This window comes from Pseudoalteromonas sp. S2893, assembly GCF_005887105.1.
Classification (GTDB): Bacteria; Pseudomonadota; Gammaproteobacteria; order Enterobacterales; family Alteromonadaceae; genus Pseudoalteromonas; species Pseudoalteromonas atlantica.
On record NZ_PNCY01000009.1, the window covers coordinates 30896 to 52952 of the forward strand.

Below are 22057 nucleotides of genomic sequence, written 5' to 3' on the forward strand. Positions count from 1 at the left end.
AAAATAAGATGTAGGTAATGTGTCTGTATTTGTTGCAAGGCAAGCAATATTCAATCGTAAGCAAAATGTAGTTGCTTACGAGCTTTTATTTCGTAATAGTGCTGAAAACTTTTTTCCCGATATAGAAGAAGGTCAAGCAACTGCTCGCCTAATAATGGAAAACCAGCTTAATTTAGGCACACGCCACATCACCTCAGGTAAAACGGCACTGATAAATATAGGCCCAGACTCTTTAAAGCACAATTTATGTGACTTTTTACCCTGCAAAGATGTGGTCATTGAGCTATTAGAAACCATTGAACCCACCGACGATAACTATCAGCTTTGCAGAGAGCTTTTTCATAAAAACTATAAACTCGCATTAGACGACTTTGTTTATAACGAGCAATGGGAGCGATTTTTAAAGTTTATTAAGCTAGTAAAGTTTGATATTGCGCAAACGCCTTTATCAGATATTGCTGAGATTGTAGAAAAACTAAAACAGCATAAAAAAATAAAAATATTAGCAGAAAAAATAGAAACCCAAGCCGATTATCACCAAGCACATAAAATGGGGTTTGATTACTTTCAAGGCTACTTTTTTGCCAAGCCCACAATGCACGAACAGCAAGACATTGATTATAATTATGCGTTAGTTGTGGCTATTTACGCGCAAGTAATGAAGCCAAGCCCAGATATAAAGCAAATTAGTGCGTTATTTGAAGCCGATGCGGCCTTGGCTTATAAGCTTATGCGGCTAATTAACAGCGGTGTTTTTCCTATTCAGAGTAAAATATCATCTATTAAGCAAGCGTTAGTGTATTTAGGGCATGAGCGTTTAAAAAAGTTTGTTAGTTTAATTGTTACCGCGCACACCGCGGGTAAAAAGCCAGCAGAACTAATGCAAGTGTGTGTAGTTAGAGCACGCTTTTGTGAGCTAATAGCAAAGCAAGTGTCTAAATCGTTGGCGGGTGAGGCGTTTTTAACCGGCTTGTTTTCGTTACTAGATGCGATACTCGATCAACCTATGAGTTTATTAGTCGAAAAGTTACCTTTTCCTGATGATATTAAAGCGGCATTATTAAACGAAAAAAACACCCTATATTATATTTTAAATGTAGTACAAGCGTACGAAACAGGTAGCTGGTGGACATTAGAAAAAGCCGTTATATTACTAAATGTTAAAAGTGATGTGCTGCCAGGGTTATATAATCAAGCCGTAGATTGGGCAGGTAATTATAAAAATAATAGTTAAAGGACAGTAACCGCTCATTATGCGAAATTATAATATGGACTTTATTCGCGGCATTGCCGTGCTTTGCTTAGTGTATATGAATGGCTATGCGTTTGGCTTAATGGATTATAGCTATATTCCTTTATCTACCCCGCCTTTTAGTGACACCCTTATCCATGCTGTGAGTACTTTTTTTGTTGATGGCCGATTTAGAACGCTGTTTAGCTTACTGTTTGGGGCAGGGCTTTATATTCAATGGCAAAAAGTTAAATCAATAGCACCTTTAAAAGCGCGATTGCATTGGCTTATCATTTTTGGTTTGGTACATGGTTTTTTACTTTGGGCTGGCGACATTTTATTTTTGTACGGTGTATCTGGCTGGTTTGTTCTAAAATATTTGCAAAGTAATAATCAACTGCTTGTAAAAAGGGCAGGGGAGTTTCTTTTAATTGGTTTTGTAGCCACGGGGTTGGTGCTCTTTAGTGCGCCAGATGAGGTCGTTTATCGTGACTCAGCACAGTATATCGATTTATATAGCCCGCATTACAGCGATTACTTTTTGAGTAACCTAGGTATGAACGTATTAATGCTGGTAGCTGTTCCTATCATGATCATGTGGCTGTGCGTAGGGCTAATGCTGATTGGCATATATTTATATAAAAATGAGGTTTTTAGTAAAGGTTTAACTAAGCCGCACCTTATTGTTTGTATAGCTGGGGCCTTTATTTTTTCAGGCATGAGGCTTTATGCGTCAAAGTTCACAGGGGGAGCAGGGTTCGCCCTACAAGAGTTTATAAATACCTTTGCCGCATTGTTCATGGCTGTATTTTATATTCATCTCATCGTTAAATTTTGCAATAACAGTGCCCATGTGGGTCGGCTTATTCAGCAAGCTGGGCGTTTAGCCTTTACCTTATATATATGCCAAACACTTATGCAGCTGTTGCTTTATAAAGTGTTGTATCCGCAGTGGGTATTAAGTTTTAACCGAATAGACTATTGGATAATCGCGACTGGCCTAGTTAGCGTGCAGCTATTGTTTACTGCTTTATATTGTCGCTATTATGAGCAAGGGCCACTGGAATATGTTTGGCGCAGGTTAACTCAAGCAAAAATTACAAAAATTAATGCGTAAAGGTTTAAATTAGGGGCGAAAAATAATGGCGTGTGGTTTACACTAGTCGCCTTTAAAATTAGGACCATTAAGTGCCATGACCGAATTAAAACGTTTAAATAAATTTATTAGTGAAACAGGTTTTTGTTCACGCCGTGAAGCCGATAAATATATTGAGCAAGGTCGTGTAACAGTTAATGGTAATACGCCTGAAATGGGCGTAAAAGTGGCTGATACCGATACTGTTTTAGTAGATGGAAAACCGCTGCGCGAAAAACCAAAACGCGTGTACATTGCGTATAATAAGCCAGTGGGTATTACTTGTACCACCGAGAGTAAAATTCAAAGTAATATTGTCAAAGCCGTTAATTATCCCACCCGTATATTTCCTATTGGCCGTTTAGATAGACCTTCAGAAGGATTGATTTTTTTAACTAACGAAGGCGATATCGTTAATAAAATTTTGCGAGCGGGTAATAACCACGAAAAAGAATACGTGGTGACAGTTGATAAACCACTCAATCGCCAATTTGTGAGCAAAATGTCCAACGGTATTCCTATTTTAGATACCGTTACAAAAAAATGTAAAGTGACACAAACAGCTCCGCAAGAATTCAAAATTGTGCTTACGCAGGGTTTAAACCGCCAAATTCGTCGTATGTGTGAATACCTAGGTTATGAAGTTGTGACCCTTAAACGTACCCGCATTATGAATGTAACGTTAAAGGGCTTAAAAGTAGGCCAGTGGCGACATTTAACCGACGTAGAAATGGCGCAAATTAATGACTCCATTGCCGATTCGGGTAAAACGCAAGAGCATTCGGTTGATACCAATAAGCAAAATGCCAATAACAAAGGCGAGCCTAAAAAGCGTGATTTTCAGGGTGAAAACCCACGCGCCTTTAATAATGAGCGAGGCACTCGCACTCAAAGAAGTAATACCCCTTTTCAAAAGCGCTCAACCACCTATGTAGGTAAAGGGGGCGCTAGCAAAAATACGCAAGGCGATAGCAAAAGCGCAAACAACAAAAAGCCAGCAAACGGTAAAGCGCGTTCATCTGGCACATTAAGTTTAAAAAAATAGCGTGCGCACTTACCATTGTATTTGATGTACAACGTTACCGAGTGGGCTTTTAACGCCCACGATGTTTATTTTCTCATTTTTTAGCCGCTTTAATGCTGGTTTATCTAAATACCACCTAAAAGAGCGCTTTCTATAAGTTTGTAAATCAAGCACAACCAGTTTTGCGCAGCTGTATTCGTAATCACTCGGACACGCCTCTACAGCCAGTAGCTGGTACTCTTGCTGCCAGCTATTGTCGCTATAATAATACGTCCATAACTTTACTGAAATACAAAAACTAGCCCACAGCCATAAATAAACTAAAACCGGTATAAACAAAATACCCAGCCAGCCCCTAAGCTTCCCATCATCCTCTAAGTAGTCTTTAAAATTTGATTTAAATGTTATGCATGCGTTGTACTTTTTGTATCCGTACATCCCCCCTGCAATACTAATTATTACTGACAAAACAGGAAGCAGCTTATGTGTTAAAAAATCATAAGCGGTATTGGCAATAAAGGGGGGATCGAGATTTTCATCCCAAGCAATAAAAAATAGGGGTGGGAATAGTAAACTAGCGGTAATTATTATTCTAAAAAGTTGTTTTGCTGTCATTTGAGGGGCTATTTATAAAACACAACGCCAATATAAAGTAAAAAAAGCCCTAAATAAATGGCTAATGCAGATACGCTGTTTTTAGAGCGCAGTCGTGTAATTAAATCGTAAGTACCGTCAAATATTACCAGTGCAATACCGCTCGTGAAACGGTAGTTGTTTAAATCTACATTGCCATTTTCGTCGGTTATAAAGCGAAAATAGCCAAACAGAATACAAATATAACCTAGTTTATTAAGTCCATCTTTAACCTCGGTTTAAATAATAAAAAACGCAGCTACTGTGAGGTAAGCTGCGTTTTAAATGTCCTTTAAGGCTTTTAAATTACTTTCTAGGCTCGTAGTCTATTCTAAATACAACAGTATAAAGCACAGGTACTACGATAAGCGTGAGTATGGTTGCAAAACCTAAACCAAACATAATAGTTACCGCCATTGATTGGAAGAACACGTCAAACAACAACGGGATCATACCTAAAATGGTGGTAATAGCCGCCATGGCTACAGGGCGTACACGGCTAACGCCAGATTCAAACACAGCTTGATAAGGCGATTTACCATCGCGAAGCTCAAGATTTATTTGATCGACCAACACAATGCCGTTTTTAATCAGCATCCCGCTTAAACTTAGTAATCCAAGTAGTGCCATAAAGCTAAATGGCGCATTCATTATTAACATGCCCGCACTCACACCAATAATGGCAAGTGGCACTGTAGCCCAAATAACTAAAGGCTGTTTAAGTGAATTGAACAGCAGTACGGTTACCGCAAACATCGCTAAATAACCCAGCGGTAATGAGCCAAATATAGCGGCTTGCGCATCCGATGACGACTCATACTCGCCGCCCCATTCTAATTTATAGCCACGCGGTAGCTCTATTGCCTCTACGGGCCCGCGCACGCGTGCAAATAACTTAGCGGCAGTTTCATCGCCTAATACGTTGTGATCGGCCATTACCGTTATTGTGCGCTTTCGGTCGCGGCGCATAATTAGGCTGTCTTCCCATTCAACCACAAATTCGTCAACCACTTGCGTTACTGGCACAAATACACCCAGTACTGGGCTGTATATTTGTAAATCGTGAACGCTTTCTACATTTAGGCGCTCATTTGCCGGCGAGCGAGCAATAATTGGCAGTAGTTGTGTACCATCGCGGTATACACCCACTTGCTTGCCTGAAAGGCTAGTAAGCAGTACATCATCAAGGTCTGACTTACTAATACCTAAGCGGCGCGCTTTTTGTTCGTTAAATTGTGGGCGAATCATTTTAGTACGTGCGCGCCAATCATCACGAATATTATAAGCGCCGTCGTCTTGTGCGATAACTTCTTCAGCCTGGGCGGCTAATCGTCTCAGTATTACCGGATCGGGGCCTGTAAAGCGCGCTTCAATTTTAGCATCGGTAGAGGGGCCAATTTCCATGGGCTTAATTTTAAGCTCAGCTGAAAGCGGTGTATTTTGCGAGTATTCACGCACTTTTTGCATTACTACAGCCACCGCCTCGCGGTTTTTTACTCTAATAATGAGCTGCCCGTATGACGAGTACGACTTTTGCGGTGCATAAGTAAGCATAAAGCGTGGAGCACCTTGGCCTGTAGTACTGGTTATTTCTTCAACTAGCTCTTCTTTTTGAAGGTAGTTTTCAAGCTTTTTAATTCCCTCTAGCGTTGCTCTTATGTCGGAGCCTTGTTGCTGCCAGTAATCTACATAAAACATAGGCGTGTTAGAGGCGGGGAAAAACGATTGTTTAACCGCACCAAAACCAACCACAGCCGAGCAAAGGAGCACGACCATAAGCACAAGCGTGGTTTTACGATAATGCATAGACACATCTAAAAGTGCTTTATAGCCGGTAAAAATAAAGCCTTGATATGGGTCGTCATCTTCCTCTTCGCCCTCAGCATTTTTAGCTTTTTTAAACTCATCTTGTTTAAACATTAAATTTGCAAAAAATGGCGTAAGCGTAATGGCGGTGATCCAGCTTAGTAAAAGCGATATAAACAAGACCCAAAATAAGCTACCCGCAAATTCACCGGTTGCATCAGAGCTTAAGCCAATAGGGGCAAACGCAGTAATACCAATAACTGTAGCGCCTAGTAGCGGCCATTTAGTTTGTTCTACAATATTAACCGCAGCTTTTAACTTAGTTTGGCCACGCTTTAAATTTATTAATATGCCTTCGGTTACTACTATGGCGTTATCTACCAGCATACCAAGGGCAATAATAAGCGCACCGAGAGAAATACGTTGCAGGTCTATGGCGAACAACTTCATAAATATAAAGGTGCCTAAAACGGTGAGTAATAAAATACCGCCAATTAAAATACCACTTTTTAACCCCATAAATATAAGCAGTACTACGATTACAATGGCAATCGCCTCTACTAGGCTGACAATAAAGCCATCTACCGATTTTTCTACTTCTTTAGGTTGGTTATACACCGATTCTACATGAATGCCATGTGGGCGCTGGTATTCAAGCTCTGCTAAGTGCTCGTCAATACGTTTACCTACATCTACTACGTTCACGCTGTTCATAAACGAAACGCCAATTAAAAGCGCTTGTTCTGAGTTGTAGCGAATAACATTGCTGGGTACTTCTGCGTATTCTCTAAATACTTTTGCTACATCACCTAAGTATATAAGCTCGCTAGCACCGGGTTTTGATATAAGTAGAGTTTCGAGCTCTTTAACATCTTTAAATTCGCCGGTTGGGTGAAAGCGTATAGACTCATCGCCCACTCTAATTTTACCTGCGTTAGAGACTGTATTTTGCGATTGCAGTAAACCAAAAATATGGCTTGGGGCAATACCGAGCTGCGCTAATTTACGGGTAGACACTTCAACCATTACTTGAGGCTGTTGCTCACCAGCAATGGTCACTTTACTCACACCTTTAACGAGTACGAGTTCGCGCTTTAAGTAATCGGTGTAATCTTTAAGTTCATCATAAGAGTAGCCATCGCCGGTAACCGCATACATAACGCCGTATACATCACCAAAGTCATCTAAAATGGTGCTTGGGTAAACGCCACTCGGGAGTGAAGGTGCTAAATCGTTAATTTTACGGCGCATTTCATCCCAAATTTGGCGCAGCTGCTCTTTTCGGTAGGTGCTTTTCATTTCTACCGATATTTGCGACTTACCATTTGATGAAATAGAGGTCACATAATCTACGTAGGGGAGTTGCTGAATTGCATTTTCGATAGGAAAGGTGACTTCTTCCTCGACTTGTTGTGGTGATGCACCCGGATACATAGTAATAACCATGGCGGTTTTAAGCGTAAACTCTGGGTCTTCTAGTTGGCCTAAATCAAAGTACGACACACTCCCGCCAATTAACAGCAGTAGTGCAAACATCCAGCTAATTACTTTTTTCTCTATGGAGAGTTGCGCAAAGCTCATAATTATAAGCCTCGCTCTTTATTCCATGGACGTACTTTCATGCCTTCATCTAATGAGTGTACGCCAGCAGAGACGACAATTTGGCCTTCTTTAATACCGCTTAACACTTCAATGCCGTCGCGGTGTACTTGGCCCACTTTAACGGCTTGTTTATTAACAACACCAGTTTCTGGGTTATATATCCACACATAGGCGTTATCTGAAACGCTTTCTTTAGCTTCAGAAAAAACCGACTCAACCGGCAAAATAGTGTAAGCCACTTGCGAGCTGGTTACTTTTGATAAATCGATAAATACACGGCCCGTCATCCCTGCAAGTAGGTTAAAGTCTTTAGGCACTGGTAGCGAAAAAACAACTTTGTAGGTAAGCGTAGTAGGATCGGCCTGCGTATCCCACTCTTTTAAATCAAGGGTGTACTCTTTATTATCATAACCGTCAAACACAACGGTAGGGTGGTAGTCGCTGCCTTTTTTAATGCGCGCTATTATTTTTTCAGGAACTTGGATTTCTACATCCATTAAATCGCGGGTTTCTAGGCGTAAAATGTTTTGCTTGGCTTGAATGTTTTCAAAGTTTTTAACAAATACTTTGGCTACAGTCCCTGCAAATGGGGCGCGCAGCTCGCTGTATTCTAGGTTGGTTTCGGCAATTTTAAAGGCAGACTCTGCCACTTGCATATTTGCCAATGCTTCATCGTACTCTGATTGACTCGCGATTCTTTTTTCAAGTAATTGTTCAATGCGGCTAAGTTGTGATTTAGCAAGCTCATAACGGGCTTTTCTATCATCGTACTGTAACTGAAAGTCTTCTGGGTCAAGCTTTGCTAAAAGTTGCCCTTTTTCAACTTCTTCACCTGCTAATACCGGAAACTCTACCAGTTCACCATTGACTCTAAATGCTAAGTACGAGCCTTGGTTAGCAACCACTTCAGCAGGAAAGCTGCGCACATTTGTTTGCGAATCATGTCCTATATTGAATAACTTTACAGGCCTAATGGGCTCTTCTTTTACTTGCTTTTCTGGCTCAGAACAGGCCATTAAGGTAAGTAAAGTCGTAGTAAGTATACATAGACGAAAGAGTTTCATGTCTTCTCCGTGGCAATGATGGGCAAAATAATTAAGTGCAGGATACGCCGCAACCATATAAAATAAAATTCATTAAATTTTAGAAACATAATAAGTTTTATTTATGATCATGTTGAGCGCAGTATGAAGCTGAATCAATTACAAATTTTAGATGCCATTGTACAAAGTGCAAGTTTAAGTGGCGCGGCGCTTAAATTACATAAAACTCAACCTGCGCTTACCTTAGCAATTAAAAACCTAGAGGCAAAAATTGGCTTTGAACTACTCGATAGAAGCAAGTACCGATTACAGTTAACTGAAAAAGGGCGTGTTTTTCACCGCGAAGCACAACAATTATTGCATGCAAATGATGAGCTAGCACAGCTTGCTAAAGAGCTCGCACTGGGTAACGAGCCACAATATCGAATTTGTTATGAGCAAATTTGTCAAAAAGACAGTTATAACGAGATCATAAGTAATACTTTTAGACTATTTAAGCGTACGGAGTTTAATTTAACCAGTGGCAAACGCTTTGTCTCTTTAGAGCAAGTAAATAGTGGGCAAGTGGAGTTAGGCATAGGCCCCTGGTTTGACTTATTTCATGCAACAGGGCACTTAGAGAGCCTACCTATTGGTAAATTAAACATTGGTATTATTGCAGCTACTAAAGCGTTTCCTAAGTACATGACCTTTAACGAGCTACAAAATTACCCGTGTTTGGCCATGTTTGAAAGTGACTTAAGCATAGACAGCGACAAGCTTTCTTACTCAAAAGGCTCTGCCTTAATGAAGATTGACGATGTAACCAATTTAAAGTCTTTTTTGCTTGCTGGTGCTGGCTGGGCAATGATGAACATAGATTATTGTGGCCCTGAAATAGAAGCCGGGCTGTTGCAGCAAATACAGATAAACGACAGAGAAGATGAGTTTGGTATAGAAGTACGTGCATTTAGGCGTGATGCAATACACCATGGCCCTGTCGCACGCTCTATTTGGGAGCAATTTAAAGTACTCAGTGAGGCGTACGTTAATGACCGCTGATATTGATAAAGAAACCCTCATTTACACCATTATTGCAAATATACCTGCAGGTTTTGTAGCAAGCTACGGGCAAGTAGCAACGCTTGCCGGTTATCCGCAAAATTCACGCTTAGTAGGGCGCCTTTTAAAGCAAATGCCAGATGATTCTGTTATACCGTGGCACAGAGTAGTAAACAGCCAAGGTAAAATATCATTTCCTGCAGGCAGTGATAAATACCAAGAGCAGCGCCAAAAGCTATTATTAGAAGGGGTTAGCTTTAAAAACGACAAAGTAAATATGCGCGAGTATAGATGGCAGTAGTGAAGGTATTATCGTAAAAGAGCTTTTAAAGGCTGCTTTATTACAAGTGTGCGGCTTACTTTTTTGTTTTAGCTAGCGTAAATCTACAACAAATAGGGTTATTCAGCTTCTAGTTTTACCTTTACCACAACCTCCTTATCTAGCTTTGTGAATGAAAAACTTACAATGATAAGCGATATATTTACTATTTTTTACACAATAAAAATATACACGGCAAAGTAAAAAACACCTCTACACCTACCTATAGCTAAAATGGCATTAAATCAATTAAGCGTCGAGATTTGGCATAACACTTGAACTACTTATTAGTTGTAAATAGATATTGAGTATACCAAATGTTGGCTCAAGGGCGCGTTTAAAAATGGTATCTCATTTACATTAAGGTAAAAACGTAAGTAATCCTCAAGCCATCTTAAAAGTGACTGATAAATTATTTGAAAAATACGGTTTTTCACATCGCTAGTGATGAATGATCAAGCTGATGAAGTGTAAATATTTAGTTTTAAGCATGAGGGTTATTAAAACCAAATATTAAGGACTAACAAACTATGACTGACCCAACTTTATTGATTTTAATGTACTTTGTGATCCCTGTTTGGCTTGCTGCTGGCATTGCTGATTGGTTTTGTCATCGACGTAGTAATATTTCTACAACCAGCGGTGCTAAAGAGTCATTTATTCATTTATTAATGTTTGCCGAAGTGGGCATTCCGTTAATCCTCGTTTTAATTTTTGAAGTTAATAGTTTGATTATAGCCATTTGTGTTGTGTTGTTTTTTCTGCATGAGCTTACAGCAATGTGGGATGTAACTTATGCGGTAAGTAAGCGAAGGGTAGGGCCAGTAGAGCAGCATATACACAGTTTTTTAGAAATGATACCCCTGTTAGCTTTGGTATTAATTATTGCGCGCCATTGGGAGCAATTTACCGCTTTATTTACACCTGGCGGCTTTCCTCCTGACTTTACGCTTGAATTAAAAGCCTCTCCTTTACCAATAACTTACTTGGCAACGGTGCTATTTATAGCACTTGCGCTAGAATTTACGCCTTATTTAGAAGAGTTCATTCGCGGTATACGTGCTAAAAAAGATAACACTTAATCGGCTTAAGTTATGTATGCAGTTAATTTATGCGTGTTTAAATAGGCGCACTCTTGGTCACACTGAGCTAAATAGTGCTGTATGAGCACCGGTTTTTAGTGCCAAGCTCAGGTGCTGTCTAAGGTATTGTTAACCAGGCCTCACCAATACTTAATGGGGCTTATTTAGGTATGATTAAAAAAGGCTAGGTAATAATAGCGGCTGATATACGCCGCTATTATTTTATAAAAACAATAAGCTGAGATTAACTAATATGAGTGAGCCATCATGACTATGGTAGATGCTGCCCACCTGTCACACCCATTATTTCAGCGGTTATGTAACTTGACTCTTGCGATGCTAAGTATACATAGGTGGGTGCTAGTTCAGCAGGCTGGCCTGGTCTACCTAATGGTACGTTATCACCAAATTCAGGCAATTTTTTAGCCGGTTGGCCGCCACTTTGTTGAAGTGGGGTCCAAATTGGCCCAGGAGCAACCCCATTAACCCGAATGCCTTTATCAATCACCATTTTTGCTAAGCTTTTAGTAAAGCTTGTAATTGCGCCCTTAGTCGATGCGTAATCAAGAAGCCCAGCAGAGGGTTGATAGCATTGGATAGAGGTTGTATTAATAATACTAGCGCCCGGTGGCATATGTTTTACCGCCGCCTTTGTTATCCAAAACATAGCAAATACATTTGTTGCATATGTTTGGCAAAATTGCTCGGTAGATAAATCGTCTAACTCGGCAACAAACTGTTGTTTACCCGCATTATTCACTAATATGTCGATTGAGCCTAAGTTCTCAACGCTTTGCGCCACAAGGTCGTTACAAAAACTCTCATCAGAGATATCGCCTGCAATTCCCCAAGCTTTGCTACCGCTGGCTTTTAAAATATCGAGTGTTTCTTTCGCATCGGCTTCTTCGCTGGCTAAGTAATTAATAACCACATCGGCACCTTCTCTGGCAAATGCAATGGCAACCGCTCTGCCAATGCCCGAGTCGCCCCCAGTGATCAACGCCTTGCGGCCTTTTAATCTGTCGCTACCTACATAGGTATCTTCGCCGTGATCTGCTTTAGGTTTTAAAATTTCATCTAGGCCTGGGTCTGGTTGATCACTGTCTTTTTCGGTTCGTCCCATTTGATATTGGCTTCTAGGGTCTTGCATCGTAAATTGGTTAGTTGGCATATCAACATCTCCTTTAACGTAAAGTTTAAGTTGGATTAACTGCATGTAATCACAAAGAGCCTAATGGCATATAACGCAGCAATGCGTGTTACCTACCTCTTTGCTTTGCGGGAATAGACGTAAAAGTGGGTGTGGTTGTAAAATATTGGGTATAAGTAGCAACTTACTAATGTAGCACTTGCCTCAATTGTAGAGTCAGCTTGGAATGCGCCCACTTTGTATCTCCTTTAACGTATTTGCTTGGTCAAGGTTTTACTGACCATTTATATTGAAGGAGCAATAGGTATGCCATAGCGTTACATTTAAAATATGAAGCTATGTCACTTATTTTAATGCATTTATTTTTAAACTAGGAAAAGAGTAAGTGAATAAAATGGGTAAAAAATGGATAAGAGTACCGAAAATGTTACACGCTGTTTATCGAGCTAGTTAACTAGGCGAGTAAGGACAGTGATAGGCTTATAGTCAAAGCCGTAAATAACAGCGTTTTTTAATTAAGGCTTAAGTGATATCGCCTAAGCTACAACGCGCTTTTATCGCGCTTTTATATAGATGGGTAGCCAAATTATTGCGGTTTATGTGCGTGGCATAAAATTACTAATTACATGCATTAATACACGTAATTAGTAATTGAAATGTAGTGGCACACACACCCAGCTATTACAAAGAGGTGCCAAATTGCGTGGCTAAATTGAGTGCTTTTAGCGCTATAAAATAATGTTCCTAAGCTATAAAAAATGCCACCGGCCAGTAACCAGTACAGTGCTTTTACATCAATATTTAAATAAAGTGGGTATACAATCGCAAGGGCAAACCAGCCCATAAGTAAGTAGGTAGCCAGCGAGACTTTTTTATTACCATTTTTAACCAGCACTTTATAAGCAACGCCACCAAGCGCGACTGCCCAAATAAAACTCAGTGTGCCCCAAGACCACCATCCATTAAGAGATAGCAACAAAAATGGGGTGTACGTACCTGCTATTAATACGTAAATAGCGCAGTGATCGCACTTTTTATAAAAAGCGCGTAATTTTGGCTGTACACTGGCGTGATAAAGTGTGGATGATAAAAACAATACAAATAAACTAGCCCCATATACAGCGGTGCTAATATAAGCTTTTACGCTGGTGGCTTGTTTAAATAAATCCCACATTACAAACACAGCAAAAAATATTCCCAGTGCATGGCTTAATACATTGAGTTTTTCTTCTTTGCGAGAATAGGGTGCCTCTATAGTCATACTAGTCCTACCACTTATTAATTAAACTTGAGTGTACAGGTGTACGCTCAATGTTTCAATGTCAGCATTATTACTGTAAATTTGTCACCGTACTTTTATTGATTTTAAAAGGAATTAATCGGGTATAGTGTGGTCGTATAGTCTCAATTAATTAAGGCACGTTTATCATGAAAAAAGAGCTCAAAGCCGTTTTACTTACTGCCATTGTTTATCCAGGGGCAGGGCATTTTTCGCTTAAAAAGCATTTAATAGGCTGTATTTTTGCAGGTGTATTTACGCTACTTTTGTTTATGACATTAGGTGATATTTTGGCTATAGCGCAATGTAGCGCAAATGAAATTTTAGCAGGTAAAATTCCGATGACGGCTTCAGGCATTTTACAAGCCGCTCGTAATCCATCAGGTGAATGTGCTCAGCTTGGGGAATATAAATATCTTCCTTTAATGGTGGTCATTTGGTTACTAAGTATGGCTGATGCTTATCGGTTAGGTAAAAAAGTTAAACCCGATACGCAAAACAAAAAGTAATGATAGTCGTTGTTTTAAACTGCAAATAGTGAGCTAAAAAATATTTACTAATAGTTAGTCAAAAAATTAAAAAGGTTAGTTAAATTAACCAAGACTGAATACTGCGTTGCTGTATGGTTTTTAATATAGTCTTTATATATCAATGATTTAATTTTTATTTTTCTGTTGGCACAACCCTTGATTATGTTATTGCGTCTAAACAATATACACAACAAGGAATACCATTATGAAACATTCAATTAAAATCGCTATGGCAAGTTTATTAGTATTAGGTTCTTCGCAAGTACATGCGAGTGAAGTGGACTTAGATGTAACTGATATTATAACGCAAAACGTAACAAGCTATATTAATCAAGCAACGGCAGAACTTGAACAATCAATTTCGCAGAGCCTTAGTTTTGATGCCCAGGCAGTACTTGAGCAATTTGTAAATCAAGCGCAAGAACAAGCTGACGTTACCACGCAGTCTACAATGCCGGTAACTACGCAAGTTAAAGCTAAATAAGTGTAAAAGGATAAGACGATGAGTAACGAATTAGGATTATTTGCACTTATGTTGGCGCCTGTTGTAAGCATGATTAGTGTTTACTATATGGTTCAAGTAATAAAAAGTATGGGAAGTTGGATCAACTTTTAATTTATAGGTAAATAATTCGATTTGAGTAAGCTGATCGACTTAGTAAAAGCGCACGTAAATAAAGGCAGTGTAATTTAAAGAAGTAGACTTTATGAAACGTGCGATTTTCCCATTACCAATATTTGTGTTACCAGAAGGCTATACGCGTTTGCGTATATTTGAGCCTAGGTATTTAAACATGGTAAAAACCGCACTACAAAATAATGTCGGTTTTGTACTGTGCACCTACCAGCACGACACGCCATTTAATATTAGCGCTCAGGGCTGTTTGGTCGATATTATCGACTTTGATCAAGACCCTAGCAATATGCTACTTATTGATGTGTACGCTGCTAAAAGCGTGCAAATAAATGACGTTTACCAAGATGAAAGTGAATTGCGCCACGGCTTATTAAGCGATTGCAATACGCCGTATTGGTACAATGACTCACACAGTGAAATTTCGGCTGATAATCAACGCTTGTCTGATTCTTTGCAGGACATATTTTTAAACAATAAAGAGCTTTCTAGTTTATATAGGCAAACCAAGTTTGATAATTTAGCCTGGGTAGCTGCCCGCTGGCTTGAACTATTACCTATATCTATCGATAAAAAACAGCAACTTGCGTTCGAAAGTAACTTTGCTAACTTACTAAACTTCCTCCATACTGTGATTAACAATGAATTTGCCTAAAATAATGTGATCTGCGTTTAATTGCTTGGCGTATAGATATGTACAAAAGCATACACGGGATTAATTATTATGGTAAGTCAACAACCCTCACCACGTTGTGAACCTAATACAGGTAAATATACTGCCATGCCAGAAACGCCAAGTGCAGAGCTTATGCAAGCTCTGCTTGATGTAGCTACTTCGCGAGACAAAAGAGCGTTTGCTTACTTATTTGAATACTTTTCGCCAAAAATTAAACGCTTTGGAATTAAGCAATTTGGCTCTGAGGCACAAGCAATGGAGCTTGTACAAGAAACACTAACCTCAGTGTGGCGTAAAGCGCATTTGTATCACAGCGACAAAGGGGCTGCGACGACCTGGGTATATACCGTAATGCGTAATGCCTCATTTGATATGCTTCGTAAAATGAAAAGTAATAAAGAAGAAAATATAAGCGAAGATATTTGGCCACTTATTAACGAATCTCAAGATACAACACTTGAATTTAGCGACCACTTGGAAGATCAACAAATTAAACGTTACCTAGACAAACTACCAACTGCACAGCGAGAGGTAGTCAGAGGTGTTTATTTCCAAGATATGTCGCAAGAGCAACTTGCTCAACAATTAAATATTCCTGTAGGCACGGTAAAATCACGATTGCGTTTAGCCTTGCAAAAATTACGTAATGAAATGGGAGATCAGCATGATTAAACATCACCCTAGTGAATCTTTACTAGCACAATATTGTTCAGCGCAGTTACCTGCATCGTTAAGCGTTGCGGTATCTATACACGTGGATATGTGCCCAGTTTGCCAAGCAAAAGTGGCAAAACTTGAAGCCGCTAATGCAAAGGATGTATTTAGCGAGCCGCCATACGCCCCTGATACATTAAATTTAAGTAACGATTTACAAGTACCAGATTTTGACGCTGACCTCCTAGATTTGATAACCGCCGATGCTAGCATTGATGAAGTTTACGAAGTTGAGCCGGTAACCGTACAAGTCAATGAGCATAACTACGAATTACCACGCGCCTTAACACGCATTTCGCATGGGCGTTTTACGCAAGTGGGTAAGCTTGCTCGCTCTCGCGTTGCTATTGATGATGGCCCATTGCGCTCAAGCCTTTTACATATTGGCGCAGGGGGCGAAATCCCCGAGCATACTCATACTGGTTTTGAAGTAACATTGCTACTTGATGGTGAGTTTAGTGATGAAGAGGGCAGTTACGTGCCAGGAGACTTTATTTGGCAAGATGGCTCTCATCAGCACACCCCACTTACAAAAGATGGCTGTTTATGCTTTACAGTAGTCAGTAGTGCGCTACATTTTAATAAAGGGCTCAGTAAGTTACTTAATCCTATAGGTAACTTGATTTATTAAGAGAATTTATGCAAACAGACACAATAAAAATAGGTATTAGCGCCTGCTTAGCAGGCGAAAAAGTACGTTTTGATACAGGCCATAAAAAGTCTAACTTTTGTATGGACGAACTTGGAAAACATGTAGAGTACACGCGTTTTTGCCCAGAGGTAGCCGTAGGGTTACCTATTCCTAGGCCAACCATACGCCAAGTACGCGTAGGCGATACAATAAAAGTATGTCGCCCAGATGGCACTGGTGATGTTGGGCCTAAGCTAACTGAATACGGTAAAAAAGTAGCCACAGAGCAAGCTAAAAACCTAAGTGGTTTTGTTTTTTGTGCGAAAAGCCCAAGCTGCGGTATGGAAAGAATTAAAATTTATAACGAAGCGGGCACCGGCAATACCTCCGAAGGCGTTGGTTTTTTTGCTGAGCAAATAATGAAGCACAATCCATTACTGCCATGTGAAGAAAACGGCCGCTTAAACGACATGCATTTACGCGAAAACTTTGTAATGCGCGTGTACGCTTATAAACAGTGGCAGTTATTAGCATCTGAGCCGCTAACAGTGCATAAGCTCACCCAGTTTCACTCGCAATATAAGTACTTATTAATGGCTCATAATTATCAAGCTTACCGCGACTTAGGTAATTTACTTGGTACTTATAATGGTGATGATATTAACGCTTTAGCAGATGAGTACATTCTTGGGTTAATGAACGGCCTTAAAAAGCCTGCATCACGCAGGAATAACTGCAACACGTTAATGCACTTGCAGGGCTACTTTAAAAAAGACTTATCTAAGGTTGAAAAGCAAGAGCTACGCGATGCCATCGATGAATACCGTCAAGGTTTAGTGCCTTTGTACGTACCGCTTACTTTGTTAAAACATCATCTGAAAGTACACCCTAATGAATACCTAGAAAAGCAGGTGTTTTTTAATCCATACCCTAATGAACTAAAATTACGTTACGGCATATAATGAATACACTTTTTTGGTTTAGGCGCGATTTGCGCCTTTTTTCTAACGAAGCGCTTATTGAAGCGCTAAATAATGGCGCTAAACAGGCCATTTTTTTTATCTGCGAAAAGCAATGGCAACAACACAACGCCGCTCCCATTCAAATAGATTTACTAAAAAGACGCCTCAATTATATACGCGAGCAGCTAGCACAGTACGCAATAGAGCTGCATATTTTTGACGCTCCTTACTTTGACGATTGTGAAAGTGCGCTTTTATCATTTTGCGATAAACATCAGGTAAAACATGTAATTGCCAATAAAGAGTATGAGTTAAATGAAGTAAATCGTGATGCGCAAATACTTGCAAAGTGTGATGATAAAAATATTACGTTTACCCTCTATGAGGGAGATGTAATAGCGCCTGTGGGCAGTGTTAAAAACCAAAGTAACGAAATGTACAAAGTGTTTACGCCATTTAAAAAACAGTGGCTTAAACAACACCAAGATACTCACTTTAGCTTATTACTGTGGCCTTTAAAAAAACAGCCGATAAATAACAACGCACAGGCAATTAAAAGTGATGGCAGCTCAGAAAAATGGCCGGTTGATGATGAAAGCTTAGCAACCATTGTTGATAATTTTATTTGCGACAAATTAAGTAGCTACGACGATCAGCGTGATATACCCAGCATTAAAGGCACATCGGGTTTAAGCCCTTATTTAGCTCTGGGTATTATAAGCCCTAAGCAGTTACTGGTTAATATTCAAAACCGCTACCCAGATATTTTAACAACATCTAAAAGTAAAACGTTTACTTGGGTAAACGAGCTTATTTGGCGCGAATTTTATCGTCATTTAATTGCGCAATTTCCTAAGCTTTCTCGTGGTGATAACTTTAACGAAAAGTACAATGGCGTTAAATGGCGTAAAAACGAGGCTGAGTTTAAAGCCTGGTGCGAGGGAAAAACAGGTTACCCACTCGTTGATGCAGCGATGAGGCAGTTAGTTCAAACCGGCTGGATGCATAACCGTTTAAGAATGGTAGTTGCCAGCTTTTTGACCAAACATTTATTAATTGATTGGCGTGAAGGCGAGCAGTTTTTTATGCAGCACCTTATTGATGGCGATTTAGCCTCTAATAATGGCGGTTGGCAGTGGGCTGCAAGCACTGGCTGTGACGCGCAGCCTTATTTTCGCGTATTTAATCCTATCACTCAAAGTGAGCGCTTTGATCCTAATGGTAAATTTATACGTAAATATTTACCAGAGCTTGAAAAAGTGCCAGATAAACATATTCATTTTCCTCATGCTTATTTAGCGTCAATAGGGGCTGATAAGCAATGTTACTGGCCGGCAATCGTAGATCATAAAGCAGCTCGCGAGCGTGCAATAGCTGCATTTAAGGGGTGATATGGAAACAGCATTACCGGTAGCAAAATTTGTAGACATATATCAACAACTCGATAAATCAAACCTGCATTTGCTTAATGATATTTACAGCGAGCAAATTAAATTTAAAGACCCAATGCACGAAATACACGGGCTAAGCGAGCTTACCCGATATTTTTCTAATCTATATAGTAATGTTAAGCATTGTCAGTTTGATATTAGTGACACCTACGAGTGTGACGACAAAGCATTTTTGTATTGGACAATGCATTACGCCCACCCAAAACTGGCTTCTGGCAAAACTATATCGGTAGAAGGGCACAGTAAGCTGGTGTTTAAAGAAGGTAAAATTATTAACCACCGCGACTATTTTAATGTCGGTGAAATGCTATACAAGCATATTCCTATTTTGGGTGGCGTTATAAATTACATAGATAAACGAGCAGGGTAGCGATGAATATTTTAATTACAGGTGCAACCTCAGGTATTGGCGAGCAGCTAGCAATAAAGTACGCACAGCAAGGTAACGCCGTGATTGCTTGCGGCAGAAACCTTGAAAAGTTAGTTGAGCTTGAAAAGCACACCAACATTAAAGCGTGTCAGTTTGATGCCACAGACCTTAAAGACATAAAGCAAGCAACCCTTGGGTTTAGTGCTTTTGATAAGGTTATTCTTAACGCTGGTAACTGTGAGTATGTAGATGATGCCCGTAATTTTGACAGCGCTTTGTTTGAGCGAGTTATTTCAGTAAACCTGCTGGCAATGGGCTACTGCCTAGAGGCATTATTACCAAAAATTAGTGCGGGCGGACAACTTGTACTTGTTAGCTCAAGCGTTACGTATTTACCTCTGCCACGCTCTGAGGCTTATGGCGCATCTAAAGCCGGGGTAAGCTATTTAGCGAAAAGCTTAGCAATCGACTTAAACGATGTTGATGTTACGTTGGTGCATCCTGGTTTTGTTAAAACCCCCCTTACTGATAAAAACGATTTCCCAATGCCTATGGCCGTCACTGCAACAGAGGCCGCCGATTATATGATTAAGGGGATCAATAAACGCCGTAAAGAAGTTCATTTTCCTTATCGGTTTACGCTTATTTTAAAAGCATTACGTATTTTACCGTTACCACTTTGGTTACGTTTAGCAAAAGGATTAGCCCGTTGAAAAAAATAGCAATAATAGGTTCTGGCGTATCGGGTTTAACCTGTGCTCATTTACTGCATAAGCATTACGATATTACTGTATTTGAAAAAAACGATTACATTGGTGGTCATACCGCGACAGTAGAGATATCTGATGCTGGGGTTAAACGCGCAATAGACACGGGCTTTATCGTATTTAATGACCGCACTTACCCGTACTTTGAAAAACTACTCGCGCGCATTGGCGTAGACAGACAAGAAACACAAATGAGCTTTAGTGTTCATAATCAAGCAAGTGGTTTTGAGTACAACGGACACACCTTTGCCAGCTTATTTGCTCAAAAAAGAAATATATTTAGGCCTAAGTTTTGGCGCTTGTTAAGCGATATAGTTAAGTTTAATAAATTATGTAAAGCAATGCACAGCGAGCAAAACTACCCTAAAGATCAAACACTGGGTCAGTTATTAGATACGCACGGCTTTAATGACTTTTTTAAATACCATTATATTTTACCTATGGGGGCGGCAATTTGGTCAACCAGCATAAAAGAGATGCAAAATGTAGGGGTTGAGTTTTTTGTAAACTTTTTTTACAACCATGGCTTACTTGATGTTACAAACAGGCCGCAGTGGTATGTAATCCCTGGTGGGTCTAAGCAATACATTAAGCCGCTTATTAAAGGTTTTGCAGAGCGGATAAAACTAAATACCGACATTGAGACGGTTACACGTGTAGATAATAAAGTAATTATTACCCTTGAAAATGGCGAACAAGCTGAATTTGATAAAGTGGTATTTGCGTGTCACTCAGATCAAGCCCTTGCATTACTTGGTGATGCGACTGAGCAAGAACAGACTGTATTAGGTGCAATTCCTTATACCGAAAACTCGGTAGTACTGCATACAGATACCAGTTTACTGCCAGATAGAAAAGCCGCCTGGGCTAGCTGGAATTACTTACTAAACGAAAACACCGACAAAGCAGCGGTTGTTACATACCAAATGAATATACTGCAAGGTATTGACTCAGATACACAATTTTGTGTAACCCTTAATCACTTAGAAGGGATTAACAAAGCAAATATATTACGTGAGTTTACTTATCATCACCCTGTTTTTAACGAATCATCCATTGCCGCACAAAAACTCAAGCACACTGTTGATGGCCAAAATAATAGCTATTTTTGTGGTGCTTATTGGTATAACGGTTTTCATGAAGATGGTGTTCGCAGTGGGGTAGATGTGGCAAAGCAATTAGGTGTTGAATTTGAATAGCGCTGTATACCTAGGCGATGTAAGGCACAGGCGCTTTGCGGTAAAAAACCATCAGTTTAAATACCCGCTTTATATGATGTGGGTAGATTTAAAAAATCCGTTATTGCTTAATAACATTCACCCCATGTTAGGTACTTTTGGGTTTAAAGCACTGCGTTTTAATCAATCCGATTATTTAAACACACTGCCAAACTCAGAGCCATTAAGTATTATTGAACGTGCACAGTGCCAAATAGAAAAACTAGGTGTTAAAGAGACGTTTTCGCATATTTATATGCTTGGCCAACTTAGGTGTATGGGCATTTATTTTAGCCCTGTAAATTTTTACTTTTACGGTAATAGCACCGATAACTTTAAATATATGGTTGCTGAGGTAAGCAATACGCCGTGGAATGAGCGCCATTATTATTTGGTGCCCTTACAAAAAAAAGTGAACTTTAAGAAGGCTTTCTCCGTATCACCCTTTATGAATTTAGATATGGACTACCATTGGCAGGTACAACATACAGCCGATAACACATTAATTCATATAGAAAATAAACGTGGGGATGAGTTGTTATTCGACGCGTCTTTACGATTAAAGCGAAGTCAGTTAACTAAGCAAGAAGTTAATAAATTATTAAAAAAATTTCCTGCGATGACTTTGTCTATTTTCAAAGGTATTTATGTGCAAGCACTTAAGCTGTTTATTAAAAGGGTTCCTTTTTTAGGTCATTCAGGAAAACCTTAGTATAGTTAAACAGGCTTAGTTGCAGGTAGCGATAAAATTATAAAGGGT

At 39.6% G+C, this 22057-nt stretch carries 22 protein-coding genes; 17 read left to right on the forward strand and 5 right to left on the reverse strand.

Annotated features, from left to right (window positions below; translation table 11 throughout):
• The first annotated feature begins 19 nt into the window (after positions 1 to 19).
• The 3 genes from CWC04_RS04980 (at position 20) to rluF (ending at position 3411) form a co-directional block, all read left to right on the forward strand.
• A complete protein-coding gene (locus tag CWC04_RS04980) occupies positions 20 to 1234 on the forward strand; it encodes an EAL and HDOD domain-containing protein (RefSeq protein WP_138684795.1) in 1215 nt (404 codons plus the stop codon).
• Between the two features lie 19 nt (positions 1235 to 1253).
• Positions 1254 to 2348, forward strand: coding sequence for a DUF418 domain-containing protein (locus CWC04_RS04985; protein ID WP_502705334.1), 1095 nt, complete (start codon positions 1254 to 1256; stop codon positions 2346 to 2348).
• 76 nt (positions 2349 to 2424) lie between these two features.
• Entirely contained in the window at positions 2425 to 3411 is a 987-nt protein-coding gene (rluF, locus tag CWC04_RS04990; RefSeq protein WP_138684796.1) for a 23S rRNA pseudouridine(2604) synthase RluF, read from the forward strand.
• Positions 3412 to 3420: 9 nt separating this feature from the next.
• On the opposite strand, the gene CWC04_RS04995 is transcribed toward rluF, so the two are convergent.
• The 3 genes from CWC04_RS04995 to CWC04_RS05010 form a co-directional block, all read right to left on the reverse strand.
• Positions 3421 to 4005: a hypothetical protein gene (locus tag CWC04_RS04995; protein WP_029774483.1), complete on the reverse strand. Its 585-nt coding sequence runs from the start codon at positions 4003 to 4005 to the stop codon at positions 3421 to 3423.
• Positions 4006 to 4329: 324 nt separating this feature from the next.
• Positions 4330 to 7410 carry an efflux RND transporter permease subunit gene (locus tag CWC04_RS05005; protein WP_055019066.1) on the reverse strand — a complete coding sequence of 1027 codons (3081 nt, stop codon included), beginning with the start codon at positions 7408 to 7410 and terminating at the stop codon, positions 4330 to 4332.
• 2 nt (positions 7411 to 7412) lie between these two features.
• Positions 7413 to 8495, reverse strand: coding sequence for an efflux RND transporter periplasmic adaptor subunit (locus CWC04_RS05010; RefSeq protein ID WP_024031767.1), 1083 nt, complete (start codon positions 8493 to 8495; stop codon positions 7413 to 7415).
• Between the two features lie 123 nt (positions 8496 to 8618).
• Between CWC04_RS05010 and CWC04_RS05015 the strand changes: the two genes are divergently transcribed.
• From CWC04_RS05015 to CWC04_RS05025, 3 genes are all read left to right on the forward strand, one after another.
• The gene (locus CWC04_RS05015; protein WP_138684797.1) at positions 8619 to 9515 is read left to right on the forward strand and encodes a LysR family transcriptional regulator; all 897 of its coding nucleotides are present in this window, start codon (positions 8619 to 8621) and stop codon (positions 9513 to 9515) included.
• Entirely contained in the window at positions 9505 to 9816 is a 312-nt protein-coding gene (locus CWC04_RS05020; RefSeq protein WP_138684798.1) for an MGMT family protein, read from the forward strand. The genes CWC04_RS05015 and CWC04_RS05020 overlap by 11 nt, the downstream gene beginning before the upstream one ends.
• 548 nt (positions 9817 to 10364) lie before the next feature.
• A complete protein-coding gene (locus CWC04_RS05025) occupies positions 10365 to 10916 on the forward strand; it encodes a diguanylate cyclase (protein WP_138684799.1) in 552 nt (183 codons plus the stop codon).
• Between the two features lie 271 nt (positions 10917 to 11187).
• On the opposite strand, the gene CWC04_RS05030 is transcribed toward CWC04_RS05025, so the two are convergent.
• Both CWC04_RS05030 and trhA read right to left on the reverse strand, forming a co-directional pair.
• Entirely contained in the window at positions 11188 to 12087 is a 900-nt protein-coding gene (locus CWC04_RS05030; protein ID WP_055019167.1) for an SDR family oxidoreductase, read from the reverse strand.
• A gap of 610 nt (positions 12088 to 12697) precedes the next feature.
• Positions 12698 to 13327 carry a PAQR family membrane homeostasis protein TrhA gene (gene trhA, locus CWC04_RS05035; RefSeq protein ID WP_004586420.1) on the reverse strand — a complete coding sequence of 210 codons (630 nt, stop codon included), beginning with the start codon at positions 13325 to 13327 and terminating at the stop codon, positions 12698 to 12700.
• 167 nt (positions 13328 to 13494) lie between these two features.
• Between trhA and CWC04_RS05040 the strand changes: the two genes are divergently transcribed.
• From CWC04_RS05040 to CWC04_RS05090, 11 genes are all read left to right on the forward strand, one after another.
• Positions 13495 to 13854: a hypothetical protein gene (locus tag CWC04_RS05040; protein ID WP_004586419.1), complete on the forward strand. Its 360-nt coding sequence runs from the start codon at positions 13495 to 13497 to the stop codon at positions 13852 to 13854.
• A gap of 226 nt (positions 13855 to 14080) precedes the next feature.
• Positions 14081 to 14359 carry a hypothetical protein gene (locus CWC04_RS05045; protein WP_024031759.1) on the forward strand — a complete coding sequence of 93 codons (279 nt, stop codon included), beginning with the start codon at positions 14081 to 14083 and terminating at the stop codon, positions 14357 to 14359.
• Positions 14360 to 14582: 223 nt separating this feature from the next.
• Entirely contained in the window at positions 14583 to 15164 is a 582-nt protein-coding gene (locus CWC04_RS05050) for an LON peptidase substrate-binding domain-containing protein (protein ID WP_004586417.1), read from the forward strand.
• A gap of 69 nt (positions 15165 to 15233) precedes the next feature.
• Complete coding sequence (locus CWC04_RS05055; protein ID WP_004586416.1) at positions 15234 to 15857, forward strand: sigma-70 family RNA polymerase sigma factor; 624 nt, start codon at positions 15234 to 15236, stop codon at positions 15855 to 15857.
• Positions 15850 to 16530, forward strand: coding sequence for a ChrR family anti-sigma-E factor (locus CWC04_RS05060; protein WP_024031756.1), 681 nt, complete (start codon positions 15850 to 15852; stop codon positions 16528 to 16530). The genes CWC04_RS05055 and CWC04_RS05060 overlap by 8 nt, the downstream gene beginning before the upstream one ends.
• A gap of 8 nt (positions 16531 to 16538) precedes the next feature.
• Positions 16539 to 17492 carry a YbgA family protein gene (locus CWC04_RS05065; RefSeq protein ID WP_055254114.1) on the forward strand — a complete coding sequence of 318 codons (954 nt, stop codon included), beginning with the start codon at positions 16539 to 16541 and terminating at the stop codon, positions 17490 to 17492.
• A complete protein-coding gene (phrB, locus tag CWC04_RS05070; protein ID WP_138684800.1) occupies positions 17492 to 18883 on the forward strand; it encodes a deoxyribodipyrimidine photo-lyase in 1392 nt (463 codons plus the stop codon). Before CWC04_RS05065 ends, phrB begins: the two co-directional genes overlap by 1 nt.
• Position 18884: 1 nt before the next feature.
• Positions 18885 to 19313, forward strand: coding sequence for a nuclear transport factor 2 family protein (locus CWC04_RS05075; protein ID WP_138684801.1), 429 nt, complete (start codon positions 18885 to 18887; stop codon positions 19311 to 19313).
• A gap of 2 nt (positions 19314 to 19315) precedes the next feature.
• Complete coding sequence (locus CWC04_RS05080) at positions 19316 to 20026, forward strand: SDR family NAD(P)-dependent oxidoreductase (protein ID WP_055019055.1); 711 nt, start codon at positions 19316 to 19318, stop codon at positions 20024 to 20026.
• Positions 20023 to 21279 carry an NAD(P)/FAD-dependent oxidoreductase gene (locus CWC04_RS05085; RefSeq protein WP_138684802.1) on the forward strand — a complete coding sequence of 419 codons (1257 nt, stop codon included), beginning with the start codon at positions 20023 to 20025 and terminating at the stop codon, positions 21277 to 21279. Before CWC04_RS05080 ends, CWC04_RS05085 begins: the two co-directional genes overlap by 4 nt.
• Positions 21272 to 22009 carry a DUF1365 domain-containing protein gene (locus CWC04_RS05090; RefSeq protein WP_055019053.1) on the forward strand — a complete coding sequence of 246 codons (738 nt, stop codon included), beginning with the start codon at positions 21272 to 21274 and terminating at the stop codon, positions 22007 to 22009. Before CWC04_RS05085 ends, CWC04_RS05090 begins: the two co-directional genes overlap by 8 nt.
• The last annotated feature ends 48 nt before the right edge of the window (positions 22010 to 22057 follow it).